This is a genomic window from Nitratidesulfovibrio sp., assembly GCF_040373385.1.
Classification (GTDB): domain Bacteria; phylum Desulfobacterota; class Desulfovibrionia; order Desulfovibrionales; family Desulfovibrionaceae; genus Cupidesulfovibrio.
In genome coordinates, this window is sequence record NZ_JBDXXH010000001.1 from 532,681 (window position 1) to 551,482 (window position 18,802).

At 67.6% G+C, this 18,802-nt stretch carries 16 protein-coding genes; 15 read left to right on the plus strand and 1 reads right to left on the minus strand.

The window, feature by feature from the left end; all coding sequences use genetic code 11:
- Positions 1–20: 20 nt before the first annotated feature.
- Complete coding sequence (locus ABWO17_RS02215; protein ID WP_353115617.1) at positions 21–1,673, minus strand: methyl-accepting chemotaxis protein; 1,653 nt, start codon at positions 1,671–1,673, stop codon at positions 21–23.
- Between the two features lie 293 nt (positions 1,674–1,966).
- Between ABWO17_RS02215 and ABWO17_RS02220 the strand changes: the two genes are divergently transcribed.
- The 15 genes from ABWO17_RS02220 (at position 1,967) to ABWO17_RS02290 (ending at position 18,561) form a co-directional block, all read left to right on the plus strand.
- Entirely contained in the window at positions 1,967–3,550 is a 1,584-nt protein-coding gene (locus ABWO17_RS02220) for a sigma-54 interaction domain-containing protein (RefSeq protein ID WP_353115619.1), read from the plus strand.
- Positions 3,547–3,942, plus strand: coding sequence for a dinitrogenase iron-molybdenum cofactor biosynthesis protein (locus ABWO17_RS02225; protein WP_353115621.1), 396 nt, complete (start codon positions 3,547–3,549; stop codon positions 3,940–3,942). The genes ABWO17_RS02220 and ABWO17_RS02225 overlap by 4 nt, the downstream gene beginning before the upstream one ends.
- Before the next feature lie 580 nt (positions 3,943–4,522).
- Positions 4,523–4,951, plus strand: a complete 429-nt coding sequence (locus tag ABWO17_RS02230; protein WP_353115623.1) for a DNA-binding transcriptional response regulator — start codon at positions 4,523–4,525, stop codon at positions 4,949–4,951.
- A gap of 281 nt (positions 4,952–5,232) precedes the next feature.
- Positions 5,233–5,541 carry a hypothetical protein gene (locus ABWO17_RS02235; RefSeq protein WP_353115625.1) on the plus strand — a complete coding sequence of 103 codons (309 nt, stop codon included), beginning with the start codon at positions 5,233–5,235 and terminating at the stop codon, positions 5,539–5,541.
- Positions 5,542–5,825: 284 nt separating this feature from the next.
- Positions 5,826–7,805, plus strand: a complete 1,980-nt coding sequence (locus tag ABWO17_RS02240; protein ID WP_353115627.1) for a methyl-accepting chemotaxis protein — start codon at positions 5,826–5,828, stop codon at positions 7,803–7,805.
- Positions 7,806–7,829: 24 nt separating this feature from the next.
- On the plus strand, positions 7,830–8,369 hold the full coding sequence (locus tag ABWO17_RS02245) for a chemotaxis protein CheW (protein ID WP_353115629.1): 540 nt from the start codon (positions 7,830–7,832) through the stop codon (positions 8,367–8,369).
- Positions 8,370–8,751: 382 nt separating this feature from the next.
- The gene (locus tag ABWO17_RS02250) at positions 8,752–9,063 is read left to right on the plus strand and encodes an ArsR/SmtB family transcription factor (RefSeq protein WP_353115952.1); all 312 of its coding nucleotides are present in this window, start codon (positions 8,752–8,754) and stop codon (positions 9,061–9,063) included.
- Between the two features lie 23 nt (positions 9,064–9,086).
- On the plus strand, positions 9,087–9,737 hold the full coding sequence (locus tag ABWO17_RS02255) for a DUF3124 domain-containing protein (RefSeq protein ID WP_353115631.1): 651 nt from the start codon (positions 9,087–9,089) through the stop codon (positions 9,735–9,737).
- 644 nt (positions 9,738–10,381) lie between these two features.
- Complete coding sequence (locus ABWO17_RS02260) at positions 10,382–11,098, plus strand: FadR/GntR family transcriptional regulator (RefSeq protein WP_353115633.1); 717 nt, start codon at positions 10,382–10,384, stop codon at positions 11,096–11,098.
- Between the two features lie 196 nt (positions 11,099–11,294).
- A complete protein-coding gene (locus tag ABWO17_RS02265) occupies positions 11,295–12,314 on the plus strand; it encodes an alpha-hydroxy-acid oxidizing protein (protein WP_353115954.1) in 1,020 nt (339 codons plus the stop codon).
- Positions 12,315–12,536: 222 nt separating this feature from the next.
- Entirely contained in the window at positions 12,537–13,334 is a 798-nt protein-coding gene (locus ABWO17_RS02270) for a sulfite exporter TauE/SafE family protein (protein WP_353115635.1), read from the plus strand.
- Positions 13,335–13,619: 285 nt separating this feature from the next.
- Positions 13,620–14,165: a hypothetical protein gene (locus ABWO17_RS02275; RefSeq protein ID WP_353115637.1), complete on the plus strand. Its 546-nt coding sequence runs from the start codon at positions 13,620–13,622 to the stop codon at positions 14,163–14,165.
- 673 nt (positions 14,166–14,838) lie between these two features.
- On the plus strand, positions 14,839–15,702 hold the full coding sequence (locus tag ABWO17_RS02280; RefSeq protein ID WP_353115639.1) for a YitT family protein: 864 nt from the start codon (positions 14,839–14,841) through the stop codon (positions 15,700–15,702).
- Positions 15,703–15,883: 181 nt separating this feature from the next.
- Positions 15,884–17,077: a TRAP transporter substrate-binding protein DctP gene (gene dctP / locus ABWO17_RS02285; RefSeq protein ID WP_353115641.1), complete on the plus strand. Its 1,194-nt coding sequence runs from the start codon at positions 15,884–15,886 to the stop codon at positions 17,075–17,077.
- Positions 17,078–17,352: 275 nt separating this feature from the next.
- On the plus strand, positions 17,353–18,561 hold the full coding sequence (locus tag ABWO17_RS02290; protein WP_353115643.1) for an ABC transporter substrate-binding protein: 1,209 nt from the start codon (positions 17,353–17,355) through the stop codon (positions 18,559–18,561).
- Positions 18,562–18,802: the final 241 nt, after the last annotated feature.

Here is an 18,802-nt window from a genome sequence, read left to right on the forward strand (position 1 = left end):
CAAAGACGCAAGGTGGAGGGCTAGCGCTTGCCGCCGTCCATCTGCTGGATGATCGACCGCAGCCGCTGGGCCATCTGCGCCAGGGCGCGAACGGCCTCGCTGGCCGCCTCCATGCCCCGTGCCGATTCGCTGGCCACGTCGTTGACCTCGGTGACGGCCCGGCTGATCTGGTCCGACGCGGCGGACTGCTCTTCGCTGGCGGCGGCGATGGACTGCACCTGTCCGGCGGTGTTGTCCGCGAATTCCACGATGCGCCGCAGCGCCCCGCCGGATTCGTCGGCCAGCCCGGTGGCGTCGGCCACGGCCTGGGTGGCCGTATCCATGTTGTTCACGTTGCGCTGGGCCGCCGTCTGGATGGCCGAGATGCGAGTTTCCACTTCCTTGGTGGCGTTGGTGGTCTTTTCGGCCAGCTTGCGCACCTCGTCGGCGACAACGGCAAAGCCGCGTCCGGCGTCACCGGCGCGGGCCGCCTCGATGGCGGCGTTCAGCGCCAGCAGGTTGGTCTGGTCGGCTATTTCGTTGATGACGTTGATGACCTCGCCGATGGATTCGGCATCGCGTCCCAGCGACTGCATGTCGGTGCGCAGGCGGGTGGCGATTTCGTGCACGCGCGATATGGACCGCCCGGCGTTTTCCACCACCTGCTCGCCCTTCTGGGCTTCTTCGCGGGTGGACCTGGAGGCGTCCGCGGCCAGGGTGGCGTTGCGGGCGATCTCCATGACCGTGGCGTTCATCTGGTCCATGGCGGTGGCCGTCTCGGCCATGCGGGCGCGCTGCACCTCGGCCCCGGCGGATACCTGCTGGGTCTGGGCGGCCAGTTCCTGCGAGGCGTCGGTAAGGTCGCCCACGATGGCGGCGGCCTCTGCGGCCACGCGGCGCATGGTATCCACCAGTGCATTCACTTCCTGCTCACGCGCAGTGGCCGCCTGCATGGCGGCGTGGGCCTGCTCGGCCTGGTGGCGGGCCTCGTCGCCCTTGGCAGAGCAGTCGTTCAGGGTTTCCTTCAGCCTGCCGACCATGGCCGTCAGGTCGTCACGCAGCAGTCCGAACTCGCCCGCCATGCTGCCACTGGCCGTGGCGTCCAGCCTGCCTGCCGCCACCTCGCGCGAGAAGGCCTGCAACGCGGCCAGCGAACGGGTGATGCCCGTGATCACGGCCAGCACGAACAGGGTGATGAGCACGCCCATGCCCACCTCGATGACCGTGTTCACCGTCTTGACCAGGTTCCCGATTTCGTCGGCCTTGTCTTCGTACGCCTTGCGAATGTCGGCCAGCGCCGGTTCCACGGCCCGCCCGGCCTGGATCATGGCGTCGGTTTCGGCCACCGTGCGGAACACCTCGTCCAGCGAGGCGTTGTAGCGGGAAAGGGTGGAGCGGCCCTTGTCGCACATGGCGGCGTTGCCGGGGTCCGTTGTCGCGATGCGTTGCAGCAGCGAATCTGCGGTGCCGATGTGCTTGCGGGTCTTGTCGGCCCACTGCATTTCCTTGCGCATGAGAAAGTTCTTTTCCTGGCGGCGGGCCTGCAACAGCTCTGTGTTGGCGTCCACGGCCAGGGCGCGCAGCGCAAGGGCCCGTTCGACCCTGGCGGAGCCTACCCAACTGGCGGTCACGATGGCGGCCAGGGCTACGAGAACGGAAGCGAGCAGCAGATACAGCCTGGTCTTGATCCCCATGAAGGTGCTCCTCTTTAGGAAACGGCGACGGCGGCGACACGGTCCCCTGCGGTGTGCGCACGCGTAACGTCGGTTCAGGGTCAGGGAAGCAGCAAGCTTCGTTCCATAATTCACATGCAAATATTTTGTTTTTATTTCAGGTTGTTGTGCTGCCTGCGCAAGGTCTTTCTTGCTTCGCGCAGGGGAATGGGATAGCGCTGTGAAAAGTTTTGCAACGTTTTGCACCGTACGTAGTGCAGGCCGTTGCACGGTGCGACGGGCGAGCCGTGAACGGGCAGGGCAGGGGAGGGGGAATGGCCGGAGGGACGACACAGGACATGGCCGCATCGCTGGGGCCGCTGCTGCAAGGGCTGTTTGACCAGCCGGTGGCGGCGCGCACCCTGCTGGACCGCATCCCCCTGCCGCTGGCGCTTGTTTCCGCCGAACGGCGGGTGGTTTTCCTGAACCAGGCGGCTTGCGCCCTTACGGCCATGTCGCGCGAGCGGGCACTGAACCTGCCGTGCCGCTACGTGTTCCGATGCAGCCTGTGCACCGGGGGCTGCCCGCTGGACGTGGTGGACAAGTCGCCAGCGGCCAGCGTGGCCCCGGTGGCGCGCGAGGCGGATATCGTCAACGCCGACCGGGCGCGCATTCCCGTGCGGGTGACCTGCGGTGCCCTGACCGCCCCCGATGGCGGCAGGGTGGGGTATTTCGAGACACTGGAAGACCTGCGCCTGTTCCGCCCGGCAGAGGCCCGGCCCGAGTGGCCGCAGGGCTTTGGCGACATGCTGGGGCACAGCCCCGAGATGGAGCGGGTGTTCCGGCTGCTGCCGGGCATCGCCCAGACGGATTCCTCGGTGCTGGTCACCGGAGAAACGGGCACCGGCAAGGACCTGTTGGCCGAGGCGCTGCACAATGCCTCCAACCGGGCCAAGGGGCCGTTCATCAAGGTGAACTGCGGCGCCCTGCCGGAAAGCCTGCTGGAATCGGAGCTGTTCGGCCACCAGAAGGGCGCCTTTACCGGTGCGTCGGAAAACAAGCCGGGTCGCTTCCGGTTGGCCCACAACGGCACGCTGTTCCTCACGGAAGTGGGCGACCTGCCCCTGCCGTTGCAGGTCAAGCTGCTGACCTTCCTGGACGACAAGATCATCCACCCGCTGGGTTCCACGCGTGGGGTGCACGTGGACGTGCGCATCATGGCCGCCACCCATCGCGACCTGCGCCGCATGGTGCGCGAGGGGCGCTTTCGCGAGGACCTGTTGTACCGCCTGAACGTGGTGCGCTTTCATTTGCCGCCCCTGCGCGAGCGTGGCGACGACGTTGCCCTGTTTCTGGCGCACTACCTGAAAGTGTACGCGGGCATGTTCGGCAAGCGGCTGACCGGGTTCACTCCGGCGGCCGAACAGGTACTGTTGCAGCATGCCTACCCCGGTAACGTGCGGGAATTGCGAAATATCGTGGAGTACTGCGTCAACGTGTGCCAGGACACCCACGTGGACCTGCCGCACCTGCCCCGTTACCTGCTGGAGGAAAGCGGCGAGCCCGACGCCCCCGATGGCGGCGGCGGTGCTGCGAAGATGGCGCGGGAGCACACCGGGCACTCCGGGCACACGGGACGGAGCGGGCAGCACGACCACGGGGGCTTGCCGGTGAGTGGCGGCATGTCGGGCAGGGCAGGCAACGCAGGTGCTGGCGCCGGGCCACCTGCCCGTGCCGACGAGGGCGCACCACCCGCCGGTGTGCCCCATGGTGATGCCACGTGGGCCGAGGCGGAGCGCCGCCTGATCATGGAGGCACTGGTGCGGGCGCGCGGGCGGCGCGGCGCGGCGGCCAGTGAGTTGGGCTGGGCGCGAACCACATTGTGGCGCAAGATGCGCCAGTACGGGTTGGACCAATGAACAGCAGCGAGAACGGTACGGTGCCGTCCGGGACGGCCAGGCAGGAGGGCGGCGTGCGCGGCAACGTGCTGGTGGCCCTGCACCGCGATGCGGTGGCGCCCCGGTTCGACCGGGCCACAGAGGCGTGGCTGGGCCGCATCGACAGCGAGGGCGGGCTGGCGCGGTCGCGCACCATGGTGCTGGCCAAGGCATCGGCAGAGGAACTGTGCCGGATCATCCTGACGGAGAACGTCGCCATCGTGGTGTGTTGCGGCATAGAACAGGAATTCTACGACTACCTTACCTGGAAGCGCATCACCGTGCTGGATGGCGTGGTGGGGGGGCGCGATGCGGTCATCGGGGCGTTGCTGGCCGGTACGCTGAAGGCCGACGCCGTGCTGGGCGGCGTGTAGCGGGTTGCCGCGCCCCCTGGGCCTCAACCGTCGGGGGGGGGGCGTTTGCCGTTGGTGGGCAGGCGTTGATATTTTCCATTCCCGCGCGGGCATTCAGCCTGCCTTGTTCTCTCTTTCCTTTCTTCTTTCTTTGCGTGCCTGCATTCCGGGCGTCCGCGGGTGCCGGACCGGGGTGGGCGCGCCGTGTGCCCTGTTTGGGCTGGACCGTTCCGTGCCGCTTCAAATCCCTCCTCTTTGTTCCGTTATTTGCGATGCAAAATGTTGCATTATGATGCGCGGGATGCGTGTTGTCGTATCTGGAAGCGACGACACGGCGTGGGGGAACAGTGCGCCCATACGTCAACATGCCGCAACCATGAGGTAACTATTGCTGGAACGGACATTGCTATGAATTTCACGAGGCGGGCCGTCAGCGCGTGCGGGTACTGCCTTCGGATTTCCATCCCCGCCTGCGGCTGCGCCCGGGATACGCGCCGCGATCGTCCCTGTGATCCGGACGCCGTACCCCGGACGGGATGACGGGCAAACGCGACAACAGGCCAACGCACCAACGGGATAACGAGACAGTGGGCGGTGCACCATGTGGATGACCTCGGTGCTGGTATTCGATACCGATACGTCCTTCGCCCGGCACGTGGCCGAATTGCTGGGCGGCGGTGGCAGCGCCTGCGTGGTGGCGGCCGAGCCGGACGATGCCCGCCGCCTGCTGGCCACAGGCGGCTTCAGCGTGTTCCTGTTCGGCTGCGCCGAAGGGCCGCCCTGTCCGTTGGGGCTGCTGGATTCGGCGCGGCGGCTGGCCCCGCACATGGGGGTGATCCTGATGGTCCGTCCCGCCCAGGTGCGGCTGTCCATCCAGTGCATGAAGCGCGGCATCGACGATGACATCCTGATCCCCTTCGACATGGATTCCATGTTGCGCAAGGTGGCATCGGTGGCGCAGCGTCGCCGTCTGGCTCCCTCGTCACTGGTGGCGGGACATGGTGCGCCAGACTCGCGGGATGCGTCCTGATTGTGCGATGCGCGCTGCCGTACCGCTCCGGCAAAGGCAGGCGCGCCGGGGAGTGCTGGTGCGTTGCTGCCATGGCTTGGTGCGAATGCACCGGCATGTTGCGGTGTGCTGGCCGGATGCCGATGCGTTGCCGCAGGGATGGCACTGCGGTGTATAAAGGTATAGGCTCGCGGATGGTGACGGAGAGGCATCTTCCTTTGCATTCGCTTGCGTCTGCGAAGCTGGCGGCGTAGGATGCAGCGCCCTGCATCGTCGTGCAGCACAGGAGAACGCAACGAAATATGAACCCTCGTGTACTTGCGGACCTTAGGAAATTTCTGAAAGTTGCCGATCATGCTCCTGGCCGGTTGCGGCTCAAGGTGGACCTTGCCCTCCTTCGGCATCCGGCCGCCGCGCAACTGCGCGCCCTGACGCCCGAAACGTGGCCGGGACTGCGCGGGACACGGTTTGACGTGTTCACCTCCACGCTCACGCTGGACTACGATCCGGCGGTACTGCCGGGTGAACTGTTTGAAGAATTGCTGGCGGCGCCCGACGATGAGCGGGCCGTGCAACTTGCGGCCAGGCTGTGCGGCACCACGCCAGCCTGACGGCAACGCTGAAAATCATGTCGCGCTTGCGGGGGCATGGCTAGGCTGGTCAGGCAGCATGGTGCCGCCTGGGCAGAACGGGGTAGGTTGGATTGCAATGGGCCGGATGGGGCATCGCCGTGTCCCGACGCGTCCCGAAGCGTCCGCCGACGCATCTTCCGGATGCGGCGGGAGGGTGCATTCGGCCGGACGCGTACGGACGGCCCCGGCCCGGCGGCGCTCGGGTTGGTTGGTACGGCCAACCTGTGATGTCGTGACGTCAACGTTCCGGACGGGAGAAACACATGACGCTCGCCAAAAAGCTGATTCTGGGTTTCGGCCTTGTGCTCGTGCTGCTGGTTGCAATGGGGGGCATTTCCTACAAGGCGCTTACCGACGCAACGACGGGATTCAACGATTACCGGCGCACGGCACGCGGTTCGCTCATGAGCGGGGGCATTATGGCCGACATGCTCAAGATGCGCCTGGGTGTGCTCAGCTACATGAATACCTCGTCCGAGGCCGCGTTGCGTTCCTATGAAGAAGGTCGCTCGGATCTGGCCAAAGGCTTGGACGAGGCCGACAAGAGTATGAAGAATCCCGAGCGGCGCAAACACCTTGAATCCGTCGTCGCGTCGTACAAGGAATACGGCGCTGCCATGGATGAACTGCGCAAGCAGACTGCGGCCCGCACGGTTGAGGCAGACCGCATGGGTCAGCTTGGACCGCAGATCATGGACGTTGGCAGGCGTGCGGCAGACGCGGCCGAACGCGAGGGCGACCTGGCGGGCAGGGGCAAGGTGGAAGAGGCGCTGCGCCTCGTCCTTGAGGCCCGTGTGCCCATTGCCCGGCTGCTGCATGACGCCGACCGCAAATGGTACGATCAGGGCAAGGCGGCGCTGTCCAATGCGGCCAGTGCGATTGGTCGTTTGCAGGCCGATCTGCGCGGGCCGGGGGCACGTGAGACCGCACGCGAAATGCAGGCCCTGTTCAGCCAGTACATGGCCGCCTTCGAGCCCATGGTTCAGGCCGGATTCCAGCGCGAGGAACTCTACACCAACCGTCTTGGCAAGCTCGGCCCGGCCATCGCTCAGGCCTGCGATGCCATCCAGAGCAGCTATGAGTCGGAACAGCGCGAAATCGGCCCGCGCGTGCAGGCATCCAACGATCAGGCCCAGATGCTGACCGGGGCCATTGCCCTGGCGGCGGTGCTGGCGGGCGTGGCCATTGCATGGCTGCTGATCCGGGTGGTCATGGCTCAGTTGGGCGCGGACCCCGCGGCCCTTGCCGCCATCACCCGGCGCATCGCGGCGGGCGACCTGGACGTGTCGTTCGACGCGGCCAGCGGCAAGCTGCGCGGCGTGTACGCCGACATGAAGGACATGACGGACGGCCTTGTCTCGGTGATCACCGAGGTGCGCTCCGGCGCCGAAAACGTGGCCTCCGGCAGCGAGGAACTTTCCGCCTCGGCCGAAACCCTGTCGCAGGGGGCCACCGAGCAGGCGGCGTCGATTGAAGAGATATCCTCGTCCATGGAAGAAATGGCGGCCAACATCCGCCAGAACATGGAAAACGCCCGCCAGACGGAAACCATTGCCATGCAGGCCGCCACCGATGCGGAAGGCGGCGGCAAGGCCGTGGGCGACACCGTGGGCGCCATGCGCGAAATCGCGGCCAAGATTTCCATCATCGAGGAAATCGCCCGCCAGACCAACCTGCTGGCGCTGAACGCCGCCATCGAGGCGGCCCGCGCCGGTGAACACGGCAAGGGCTTTGCCGTGGTGGCCGCCGAAGTGCGCAAGCTGGCCGAACGCAGCGGCCAGGCCGCCGCCGAGATCAGCGAACTGTCGTCGTCCAGTGTGGCCGTGGCCGAGCATGCCGGCGAAATGCTGACCAAGATGGTGCCGGGCATCCGCCGCACCGCCGAACTGGTGCAGGAAATCGCCGCCGCCAGCAACGAGCAGAACGTGGGCGCGGAACAGGTCAACAAGGCCATTGCCCAACTCGACCAGGTCATCCAGCAGAACGCCTCCGCCTCGGAAGAAATGGCCTCCACGTCCGAAGAACTCTCCAGCCAGGCCGAGCAGTTGCAGGCCACCGTCTCGCGCTTCCGCGTGGCGGCGCTGGACGACGGAATGGCGCGCACGCCGCGCCGGGCGCAGCCCAAGGTGGCGCCCCGTGCCGTTGCGGGCCAGACGCCACGCAAGGCGGTGCCCGGCAAGGGCGGCAACATCGCGCTGGACATGGATTCCGATGCGGATGACAGTGAGTTCGAGCGCTTCTAGCGCCGGTCAGCTTCGGGAGGCAGCATGTACGAGACCAGCCAGTATCTGACCTTCACCCTGGGCGAAGAAGTGTTCGCGCTGGACATCAGCACCGTGCGCGAGGTGCTTGAACTGACCGCCATCACGCGCATACCCCGCACGCCGGAGTTCATGCGCGGGGTCATCAACCTGCGCGGACGCGCCGTGCCCGTGCTGGAGTTGCGCCGCAAGTTCGGCATGGAACCGGTAACCGACACCGTGAACACCTGCATCATCATCGTGGAGGCCGAACTCGAGGGCGAGGCCGCCGTGATAGGCACGCTGGTGGATTCGGTGCGCGAGGTCATCGAGATTCCGTCCGACGCCATAGAGCCCGCCCCGCGCATGGGCACCGCCGTGCGGCAGGACTTCATCAAGGGCATGGGCCATCGCAATGACGGCTTCGTGATCATTCTGGACGGCAACCGCATCTTCTCGGTGGAGGAACTTGCCGCCACCGGGGCCGCCATCGGCAACGTGCCGCTGGCGGGCGACGGCGGCATGCCCGCCGCCGCGTCGGTGGGCGGCGAGGGCGCGCCCGCGTAACACGCGGACACGCCGCACACACAGCTTGCACAACGGGCCGGGCGCATGCGTCCGGCCCGTTTTCGCGCCGTGCCGCCGGACCTTGCATCGCCCCGGTGTTCCGGGTAGCCTTGCTGGCATTGGCCGTTGCCCGCCGCGATTCCTTGCGTTGTGGCCCGGCCCGCAACGGGCGGCATGCCGCCGCAGGAGTCCACACCCGGTGAGCGCCCCAGACGCAACAGACGCCACGCAATCCGCCAGCCCCGGTGCCGCGACCCGCTCCGGGAACTCCCGTGTCCGCAAGGCCGAATGCGCGCCCGGTAGGGCCGCTGCATCGGACAGGGACAACCTTGACCTTGCCGAGACCCCGGTGTGCCAGCAGCACTGCGAGCACGCCGACGTCATCGCGCGGGTGCGCGCCCGCATGGCCCCGGACGAGGACATGGCCGAACTTGCCGCCACCTTCCGGCTGCTCGGCGACCGCACCAGGGTGCGCATTCTCGAGGCGCTGACCGGTGACGAGTTGTGCGTGTGCGACCTGGCCGCCGTGGTGGGGCACAGCCAGTCCGCCGTTTCGCACCAGTTGCGCCTGTTGCGCGCGGCCAAGCTGGTGCGGGTGCGCCGCGACGGCAAGAACGCCTTCTACTCCCTTGACGACGACCACGTGCGGCACCTGTTCCGTCAGGCGCTGGACCACGTGCAGGAAAGCCGCTGACCGGCGGCGCAAGGAGCGTTTTCATGTCCCAACTGTTCCGGGCATCCCGCTCGTCTGGCGTATCTGGCGCGTCAGGCGTATCTGGGGCCTCTGGACCCCGGCCCATGGCCGCCCGTGCGCGCGGGCTTGCCCTGCGCGTGGCCGCCTGCCTTGCGCTGTGCTGCGGCCTTGCCGCGCTGCCGGTACCCACGCAGTACCGGGCGGCGACCACCCAGGCGGCACAATCGGTTCAAACGGGGGTGTCTGCCCTGTCCCTTCTGCCCGGCGATGCCCGCGCGGAAATGGCCGTGGGGCAGACCATCTACGTGCCGGTGTATTCCTCGGTCGTCTACGGCAACCGGGGCCGCACCCTGAACATCACCACCATGCTCTCGGTGCGCAACACCGACCAGCGCGTGCCCATCACCCTCATGGAGGTGCGCTACGTGGACGAGCACGGCAAGACGGTGCGCAGCTATCTGGACGGGCCGCGCCAGTTGCCGCCGCTGGGTTCCGCCCAGTTCGTGGTGGAGGAATCGGATACCCTGGGCGGCTCCGGCCCCGCGTTCATCGTGGTGTGGCGCGCTGCGGCGCACGTGTCGCAGCCCCTGGCCCAGGGGGTGATGATCGGCACCGTGTCGTCGCAGGGCATTTCGTTCATTACGGAGGGGAGGGTCATCGGCGGCGTGAAGTAGCGGGCATCGCAAGGGGCTTTTTGCTTCTGGTTTACCGACCCGAAGGGCGCGGAGCGTGCCCGTTGGGCGAGTCTGCGAGCCTTGCCCCAGCCGTAGGCGAGTCCACGAGCCGTACGGATGGGGACAGCAACGATACGGGCATCGAGCGCAGAGACCGACCCGAAGGGCGCGGAGCGTGCCCGTTGGGCGAGTCTGCGAGCCTTACGGGCATCGAGCGCAGAGCGGGAAAAACGGTTTTTCATTCCGGTCACGTACCAAAGAGTACGCGCTGCTGTCGCCATCCGTAACATTCGCGCTGTGCGCTCATGTAACGGCTGCCGCGCTCCCTCCATGAAAAATCGTTTTTCCTTGCCAGAGAACAAAAATCCCTCTTGCGACGCGGCGGTACTCTTTCGCGCTTTTGTACCTGGAACCGAAACTATGTATTGGGGTAACGCGCGGTCCTTCGGGCCGCGCGTTTTTATTGTCTGCCCATAGCGCTTGCCCGGCGGAATTGCCCGACGGGTGGACTTGCCCGCCGGGCCACATCCGGCGCGGATTTTCGTTGACAGGGGGAGGGTGTTCGGGTGAATTGGTTCAACCAGTGAATGGTTGTACCAATTCCGTACCCGTTCGCACATCCCACTGCCCGGGAGGGCCGTTGCGTGAAAGCGCAGATGACCCCCGCCTTCAAGCCCGCACGCCGCATCCGCCTGCACGAGGAAATCGTGGGGCAGATCCGCGACCTTATTGAGAAGGGCGAACTGAAATCCGGCGACAAGCTGCCCCCCGAACGCCGCCTGGCCGAGCTGTTCGGGGTCTCGCGTCATAGCGTGCGCGAGGCCATCCGTTCGCTGGAGCAGCAGCGCATCGTCACCAGCCGCCTTGGCGACGGCACCTACGTGCTGGACGACACGGAAGAAACGCTCATCGAGCCGCTGGCCGCCATCATCGCGCAGCGCCGCGCCAAACTGCGCGAGGTGCTGGAATTCCGCCGTCTGCTGGAACCGCAAATCGCTGCGCTGGCCGCAGCCCACGTCAGCGACGGCGACCTTGAGTCCCTGCGCCGTGCCCTGGATGCCCAGATCGCCGAGATCGACGGCGGCAACACCGGGTCCGATGCCGACGTGGAATTCCACATGATCATCGCCCGCGCCACCCGCAACACGGTGGTGCAGGAAGTGCTGACCCGCCTGCACGACATTCTTACCGACAGCCGCGATTTCACCTTGCAGACCGAAGACCGCCGCCAGTGGGCCGTTGCGACCCACGCCAACATCCTCGCCGCCATGGAGGCGCGCGACCCCCAGGCGGCCTTTCGCGCCATGCATGAACATATTCTGCACGTCGAGGAAATAGCCCTCGAATGGTCCGGGGAATGACCCCCATGGGCAACCACGCATGACCACTCAGGCGGCAAGACCACTCACCGCGCGTTCCGGTGCTACCGGCGCCACCGGCGCTACCGCCGTATCCGGGGTTTCCGGCGCGCATCACGCCAACGACGCCCAGGGCGATCCACGCCCGGTGCGGGCACGGCCCGCGCCGCCCATGTTCGCCTGGCAACGGAGGGACATGATGAAGGAAGTTCGCGACAAGGCACGTCAGTTGATGAAGGGCTACTGTCGAGTCTGCCCGGTGTGCAACGGCAAGGCCTGCTCGGGCGAGGTGCCCGGCATGGGCGGCCTGGGCACCGGCGCAACGTTCGCCGCCAACCTTGACGCGCTGTCTGCCGTGCGCCTGAACATGCGCCTGGTGCACGACGTGAAGGAACCCGACACCTCCGCCACCGTGTGCGGCATCGCCCTGGACATGCCCGTGCTGGCGGCACCCATCGGCGGCGTGTCCTTCAACATGGGCGGCGGCGTGAGCGAGGAAGACTACGCGGCTGCCGTGGTGAGCGGCTGCGCAGAGCGCGGCATCATCGGCTGCACCGGCGACGGCGTGCCCCCGTTCATCATCGACGCGGGTTTCGCGGCCATCACCGGCGCGGGCGGGCGGGGCATCCCGTTCATCAAGCCGTGGGACGGCGCGGAACTGGACGAAAAGCTGGACCGCGCGCTGGAACTGGGCTGCCCGGCCATAGGCATGGACATCGACGCGGCGGGCCTGGTCACGCTGCGCAAGATGGGCCGCCCCGTGGGCCCCAAGACCCCGGCGGAACTTTCGCGCATCGTGGCCAAGGTCAAGGCCAAGGGCATGGCGTTCATCCTGAAGGGCATCATGACCACCATCGACGCCAGCCTGGCGGTAGAGGTGGGCGCTGACGGCATCGTGGTGTCCAACCACGGCGGGCGCGTGCTCGACCATGCCCCCGGCACCGCCGAGGTGCTGCCCGAAATCGCCGACGCGGTGAAGGGGCGCATCGCCATCCTGGCCGACGGCGGCGTGCGCGACGGCGTGGACGTGTTCAAGATGCTGGCCCTTGGCGCCGACGCCGTGATGCTGGGCCGCCCCTTCTCCATCGCCGCCGTGGGCGGCCTGAAGGACGGGGTGGCCATGCTGGTCGATACCATCAAGGGGCAGCTGGTGCAGGCCATGGTGCTGACCGGCAGCGCCAATGTGGCGTCCATTGGCCGCCACGCCCTGCGCATGTAATTGCAACTGGTCGTTTCGCCTGCTGGCCTCGCCAGCAGGCGAAAGTCCTCATTGGCGATGCGAGAGACCTCGGGGCTGGCGGCTACCCGCGCAGGCTGACGCCGGACCATAATCGAGGTCTTCGGCAACGAGGTCTTCGGCCCCCCGGTGCCAGGCGGCACGCCGCGCGCCACGTTCGGAACCACGCGGGCCGCGCATTGCCCGCAACGCGGAGAGCCATTCATGATTCTGACCCTTGCGCTCTATCTCGCCGTTGGCGCCATCGCGGGCATCCTGGCCGGGCTGCTCGGCGTGGGCGGCGGGCTGGTCATCGTGCCCATGCTCAACTTCGCCTTCGCGTTGCAGGCCATTCCGGGCGACTACATGCAGCACCTGGCGCTGGGCACGTCCATGGCCAGCATCATGTTCACCTCCATCTCCAGCTTCCGGGCGCACCACAAGCGCGGGGCCGTGTTGTGGAACGTGGTGTGGCGCATCACCCCCGGCATCATCACCGGCACGCTCATCGGCACGTGGGTGGTGGCCCAGCTTTCCACCAGCTTTCTCAAGGGCTTCTTCGTCTGCTTCCTGTACTGGGTGGCGGCGCAGATGCTGTTGAACCTCAAGCCCAAGCCCTCGCGCGAGTTGCCCGGCACCATGGGCATGTTCGGCATGGGCAACGTCATCGGCGGGGTGTCCAGCCTCGTGGGCATCGGCGGCGGCACGCTGTCGGTGCCGTTCATGGCGTGGTGCAACGTGGCCATGCACACGGCCATCGGCACCTCCGCCGCCATCGGCTTTCCCATCGCGGTGTCCGGCACCGTGGGGTACATAGTTAACGGGCTGGCTACCCAGGGCCTGCCCGCGAACACCTTCGGATTCGTTTACCTCCCCGCCCTGGTCGGCATTGTCTGCGCCAGCGTGCTCACGGCTCCCCTAGGTGCCCGGCTGGCGCACAGCCTGCCGGTGACCAAGCTCAAGCGCATCTTCGCCGTGCTGCTCATCGTCATGGCCACGAAAATGCTGATAGGCCTCTTGTAGACGGTTCTCTCCCCTACCGAAGGTATTCTCACGCACGGCCCCCGGCGCCCCTACGCCGGGGGCTGCTGCGTTTGCGGACCTTGTCGCCGTTGCCCGTACACCCTTGCCGCCCCGCCGCGCGATTCCGAACGGCGCAACTGGCGGAGCCGGGGGGTTGCATTCGCCGGGCGAGGCATATAGAGGGGCTGAATGCCCACGCGCCTTTACAAATCTTTACATTCGTTCCGTGACGGGGCGTGCCGCGTGTCCGACGTGGTTCTCTGCCGGGCAGGGGGGCGTGGCAGGATGGCGCCGGTGTCTGGCCCGCATGCGCCCCCGCCGCATGTTCGGGCTGCATCCCTGCTGGCCGCGTGCGCACTGGCCGTGTGCCTGCTGCTGCCCGGCCCCGCAGTCCGCGCGGCGGGCAGTGCGCTGGGGCAGGATGCCGACGCCGTGGACCGGATCATCCGTATCGGTGCGCAGCTTGCCGATGCCTACGGCGCTGGCCCGGTGTGCAATCGCATAGACCAGGACATGGACAGCGTGCGGGGTGCGCGCCTGGGGTCCGAGGCGGCCATGAAACGCCTGCTGCTGGTGGAGAACGACCCCAAGCAGGAAATGCTGCGCAGTGCGTTCCGCCGGGCCAACGAATCCGCCTCGCGGCTGGAGCGTACCCTGGACGGCACCGGGGCCATATGTCGCCAGGGGGGCGATGCCCGCATCGACTCCACGGGTTTTCGCCTGCGCCTGGAAAACGAGGCGCTGTTCATGGTCGAGAATGGCCGAACCCTGTGCCGCACCCTGCGTACCGAGGTTCCGGGCCTGGTCTGGCCCGATTGCGATCGCCCCTGACGGACATGATGCGCTGACGGACATGACGCGCTGCCGACCCAGAGGCGCTGCCGCCCCCAGGCGGCCCCGGCGCACTGATGTTCCCAGACGCCCCCATATGCCCCCATATGCCCCCATATGCCCCCGGACGCCCCCGGACGCCCCCGGACGCCCAGACTGCGGACTCCGGGTCTCGCGGAAGCCTGGCGCACCGGCTCCCTGCAACCCTGACGCCCCCCGCCGCTGCCCGTCGGCCCGGCAATTGCCAGCCTGGCCGCTTTCCGCTTCCCCCGGTTTTCGTCCGTTCGCCGTTGCCATGCTGTCTGTCCGCGTGGTGCCGGGGGTATATCTTTCATCCGTACCGGTAGGCTGATGACCTGCCCGCTGCGGGGCGGCGGCTGTCGCATTGTCGCGCGGTGTGGGGCAGAGCCGTGAATCCGTTACCTTTTCGCGTGGCGGCAGGCGCGCCTGTTGTCGTTGCGCGGCTGCCCCGGTCGTCTTTTACCCCGGCGCCGCCCTTGCCCGTGCGCCGCATCCGGGGTAGAGGCACGGCCAACGCGCCCCGGCTTCACGGCAACGGCGGTACGCGGTAATCTGGACAGAGTTGGGCGCGCCTGCCGCATGGCGGGGCGTGCCCCTGTTTTTTCATGTCGGCCACGTGTGTTCGGGCACCGGGCCGGGCAGGGAGGTTTGCATGTCTACCCGCAAGGAACTGGCCTATTCCGTCCGCTGGAACCTGCTGCTGCTCACCGTGGGGTCGGCGCTGTTCGCCCTGGGGGCGCAAGGCATCGTGGCCCGGCACGGGTTTCTTACCGGCGGCATCTACGGCATCGCGCTGATGGCGTGGTACCACACCCATTTCTTGTCGCCAGCGGCGTGGTACCTGCTGTGCAACATCCCGCTGTTCGCGTTGGGGTGGCTGCACGTGGGGCGGCGGTTCCTGCTCTACAGCCTGTACGGCATGCTTGCCACCTCGCTGTTCGCGGGAGTGTTCCAGAACGTGGACCTTGGCGTGCACGACCAGTTGTACGCCGCCGTGGCCTCCGGGGTCATCTGCGGGGCGGGCGGCGGCATCATGCTGCGTTCGCTGGGTTCCGGCGGCGGGCTGGACGTGGCGGCCATCATCCTGCACAAGCGCTTCGGGCTCGGCATCGGGCGGTTCGGCTTCGGCTTCAACGCGGTGCTGTTCACCGCCAGCCTTGTCTCCATGCCCGTGGACACGGTGATCGCCTCGCTGATTCAGGTGTTCATCGCGGCGGTGACGATGGAATACGTGCTGGCCCTGTTCAACCAGCGCAAGGTGGTGTTCGTCATTTCCGAGCACAGTCGGCGCATCGGGCACGACCTGGTTTCCGAACTGGGGCAGGGGGCCACCTTTCTGCAGGGGCGGGGCGGGTATTCCGGCGACGACCGGGAAATCGTCATGACCGTGACCAACAACGTGCAGCTGAAGCGCATGGAGGAACTGGTGTTCACCGTGGATCCCGAGGCGCTGTTCATCGTGGAAAACACGTTCACCGTGCTCGGTGGCCAGTTTGCCCGGAGAAAGGTGTACTGACGCAGACAGTTGTGGCATACTTGTCGACACGCATGCATCGTTTCGACATCGCCTTGGGGGAGGCCGCATGACCAACCTTGTCCCGCGAACCCCGTCGGGGTGCCGTAGCCCGGCACGTCCCGAGCATCCCGTGCCCGTGCATCCCGTGCCAGCGCATCCGCCAGCGCGCCGAGGCGCGGCGATGTCCGTGTGTCTGGCCGTGGCGGCCCTGTGCGCGCTGCTGGTCGCCGCCGTCCCGCCCGCGCAGGTGCAAGCTGCCACGGCAGCCCCAGTTTCCGCAGTCGCCCCAGTTGCCACAATCGCCCCAGTTTCCGCAGTTTCCGCAGTTGGCGCACCTGCCGCCGAATCACCAGCTTCCGAAGCCGTCGCGGCAGAGCCACCCGCCGGGGCAACCCCGGACGCGCGCCCCGAGGGCGGCGTGCCGGTGCTGCGCATTTCCGTGGACAACGGCCCCACGCACTTTCAGGTCAAGGCCCTGCGCCGCTTTGCGGATGACGTCCGGCAACGGCTGGCCGGGCGGCTGCGGGTGGAGGTGCACGACAGCGCCAGCCTGTACCGCGACCGCGACGTGTTGCAGGCACTGAACCTTGGCCGGGTGGAAATGGCCTTGCCCGGCACATGGGTGCTGCATTCCGTGGTGCCCGACTGCGGCGTGTTCATGCTGCCCGCCTTCTACGGTGCCCCGGCCCGCGCCAGTCTGGCCGTGGCCGACGGCCCGCCGGGGCGCATCATCGACACCCGCATCGAACGCAACCTGCGCGTCACCGTGCTGGGCCGCTGGCTGGAACTGGGCCACGCCAACCTGTATCTGGTGGACCACTCCGTGCGGCGGCACGAGGACCTCGCGGGCCTGCGCATTCGCGTGGCGGGCGGCCCGGCCAACGAACTGCGTCTGGCGGCCATGGGCGCAAGGCCCCTGGTGGTGCCCTGGCCCGACCTGCCGCACTGGCTGCAGGGCGACAACCTGGACGGGTTGATGACCACCCACGAGACGGCGGTGTCCGGCCAGTTGTGGCGTTACGGCGTAACCCACGTGTTCGAGGACCGCGCCTACTTCGCCATGTACGTGCCGTTGGTCAGCCGGTCGTTCTGGGAACGCCTGCCCGAGGACATGCGCACCGTGCTGCGCGATGCCTGGGAAGCCCACGTGGACGGGGCGCGCGCCCAGGCCGAGGAGGCCCAGGCCGAGGCCCGCGAGGTGCTGCGCGGTCAGGGACTGGTATTCGCCGTGCCCGACGATGCCGTACTGCGCCGCTGGCGGGAACGGCTGCGCCTTGGCGAGCGCGATGTGGTGGATTTCGTGGGGGTGGACCCCACGCTGTATGAAATCGCCAAGACGACGGCGTGGCAGGCGGAGCAGAACCCGCCGCAGTAGAGGGCGGTTCCGGCCCCGGCGCGGAGTCGGGCCCACATCCGCACATGGTGCCGGTCCGGGGTGGTCGCCAAACCGCGAACCAGAGCAAACGTCAGCCCGACAGTTCCGGAGCGCAGCGCTGCCCGCCGGTCCGTTTTCCGCACGACACCGGGACACCATCCGGTCATCCACAGGGAGAATCCATGCCTCCGTTCCGTTCGCCTTCTGTCCGCCCGGCTACCCCGAACCGCCCGTTCCGCCCATTCCTCCCGCTTCGTTGCGCCAGCCTGCTCCGCATGGCAGCGCTAGTGCTGCTGGGGGTGGTGTGCCTGGGGCGGCACGCCCTGGCCGGAGACGCGGCCCTGCCCGCCCCCGCATCGCAACCGTGGCACGAGGTGGAGGCCGCCGCGCGCGGCACCACGGTGCGCTTTCACATGTACGGCGGCATGGCCACGGCCAACCGATACGTGGACGGGTTCGTGGCGCCGGAACTGGCGCGCCGCCACGGCATTACCCTGGTGCGGGCGCCCATGGACGCCCCGGTGTTCGTCAACCGGCTGCTGGCGGAAAAATCGGCGGGCCGCGCCACCGGCAGCATGGACCTGCTGTGGATCAACGGCGAGAACTTTCGCAACGCCCGGCTGGGCGGCGTGTTGTGGGGGCCGTATGCCCCGGCCCTGCCCAACATGGCCCTGACCGACCCGGTGCAGAGTGCCACCGACTTCGGCTATCCCGTGGACGGCTATGAATCGCCCTACGGCCGCGCGCAACTGGTGCTGGAATACGATAGCGCACGCACCCCCGAGCCGCCGCGTACCGTGGCTCAACTGGGCGAGTGGGTGAAAGCCCACCCTGGCCGGTTCACCTATCCCCAACCGCCTGATTTCACCGGGTCGGCCTTCATCCGTCAGGCGTTCTACGCCCTTACCGGGGGGCACGCGCAGTACATGCGCCCGCTGGACAAGGATCTGCTGGGCCGCAATGCCCCGGCCCTGTGGGCCTGGCTGCGCGATCTGGCCCCGCACCTGTGGCAGGCCGGGCGCGCCTATCCGCGCGATGCCGCCGCGCTGGACGGGCTGTTCGCGCGGGGCGAGGTGGATTTTTCCGTCTCGTACCACCCGGCGCACGCCCAGGCGCTGATCGACGATGGCACCTACCCGGCCACGGTGCGCACCGTGGCATTGGACGACGGGGCCATCTTCAACACCCATTTCGTGGCCATACCGTTCAACGCGCCCAACAAGGCGGGGGCCATGGTTGTCGCCAACTTCCTGCTGTCGCCGGATGCGCAACTGGCCAAGATGGACCCGGCCTGGTGGGGCGATTTTCCGGCCATCGAGGTGGGGCGGCTGCCCGAAGAGTGGCGCGCGCGCTTTGCCGCCTTGAAGATGGGCGAGGCAACCCTGCCGCCCGACGTGCTGGCCCGGCGGGCCGTGCCCGAGATCCCCGCCGACTGGCTGGAGGCGCTGGAGCGTGGCTGGGATGCCGAGGTGCTGCGCAAGTAGCCCGCCGCTCCGGTCCCGAATGGGGGCGAGTTGTGCTTGATGACGCAATGCGGGGGCCGCTTCCGAAGGGGGGCGGCCCTTGTGCGTGGGCGGGGGAAAATGCGGGACGGGGGAGGTCGGAGGGGGGCAGCGGAGCCGGGCACGAAAACGAGGGGTGGCAGGGCAAACAGTGCGGACAGGTGAGCCGTGCGGACAGGTGAGCCGTGCGGACAGGTGAGCCGTGCGGACAGGTGAGCCGTGC

Bases quoted from the DNA above. Each gene is read 5' to 3' on its own strand.
- ABWO17_RS02225 (WP_353115621.1), top strand. From the start codon at position 3,547: ATGAACAGCAGCGAGAACGGTACGGTGCCGTCCGGGACGGCCAGGCAG.
- ABWO17_RS02230 (WP_353115623.1), top strand. From the start codon at position 4,523: ATGTGGATGACCTCGGTGCTGGTATTCGATACCGATACGTCCTTCGCC.
- ABWO17_RS02290 (WP_353115643.1), top strand. From the start codon at position 17,353: ATGGCAGCGCTAGTGCTGCTGGGGGTGGTGTGCCTGGGGCGGCACGCC.
- ABWO17_RS02270 (WP_353115635.1), top strand. From the start codon at position 12,537: ATGATTCTGACCCTTGCGCTCTATCTCGCCGTTGGCGCCATCGCGGGC.
- ABWO17_RS02220 (WP_353115619.1), top strand. From the start codon at position 1,967: ATGGCCGGAGGGACGACACAGGACATGGCCGCATCGCTGGGGCCGCTG.
- dctP (WP_353115641.1), top strand. From the start codon at position 15,884: ATGTCCGTGTGTCTGGCCGTGGCGGCCCTGTGCGCGCTGCTGGTCGCC.
- ABWO17_RS02215 (WP_353115617.1), bottom strand. From the start codon at position 1,673: ATGGGGATCAAGACCAGGCTGTATCTGCTGCTCGCTTCCGTTCTCGTA.
- ABWO17_RS02245 (WP_353115629.1), top strand. From the start codon at position 7,830: ATGTACGAGACCAGCCAGTATCTGACCTTCACCCTGGGCGAAGAAGTG.
- ABWO17_RS02280 (WP_353115639.1), top strand. From the start codon at position 14,839: ATGTCTACCCGCAAGGAACTGGCCTATTCCGTCCGCTGGAACCTGCTG.
- ABWO17_RS02235 (WP_353115625.1), top strand. From the start codon at position 5,233: ATGAACCCTCGTGTACTTGCGGACCTTAGGAAATTTCTGAAAGTTGCC.
- ABWO17_RS02240 (WP_353115627.1), top strand. From the start codon at position 5,826: ATGACGCTCGCCAAAAAGCTGATTCTGGGTTTCGGCCTTGTGCTCGTG.
- ABWO17_RS02275 (WP_353115637.1), top strand. From the start codon at position 13,620: ATGGCGCCGGTGTCTGGCCCGCATGCGCCCCCGCCGCATGTTCGGGCT.
- ABWO17_RS02265 (WP_353115954.1), top strand. From the start codon at position 11,295: ATGAAGGAAGTTCGCGACAAGGCACGTCAGTTGATGAAGGGCTACTGT.
- ABWO17_RS02255 (WP_353115631.1), top strand. From the start codon at position 9,087: ATGTCCCAACTGTTCCGGGCATCCCGCTCGTCTGGCGTATCTGGCGCG.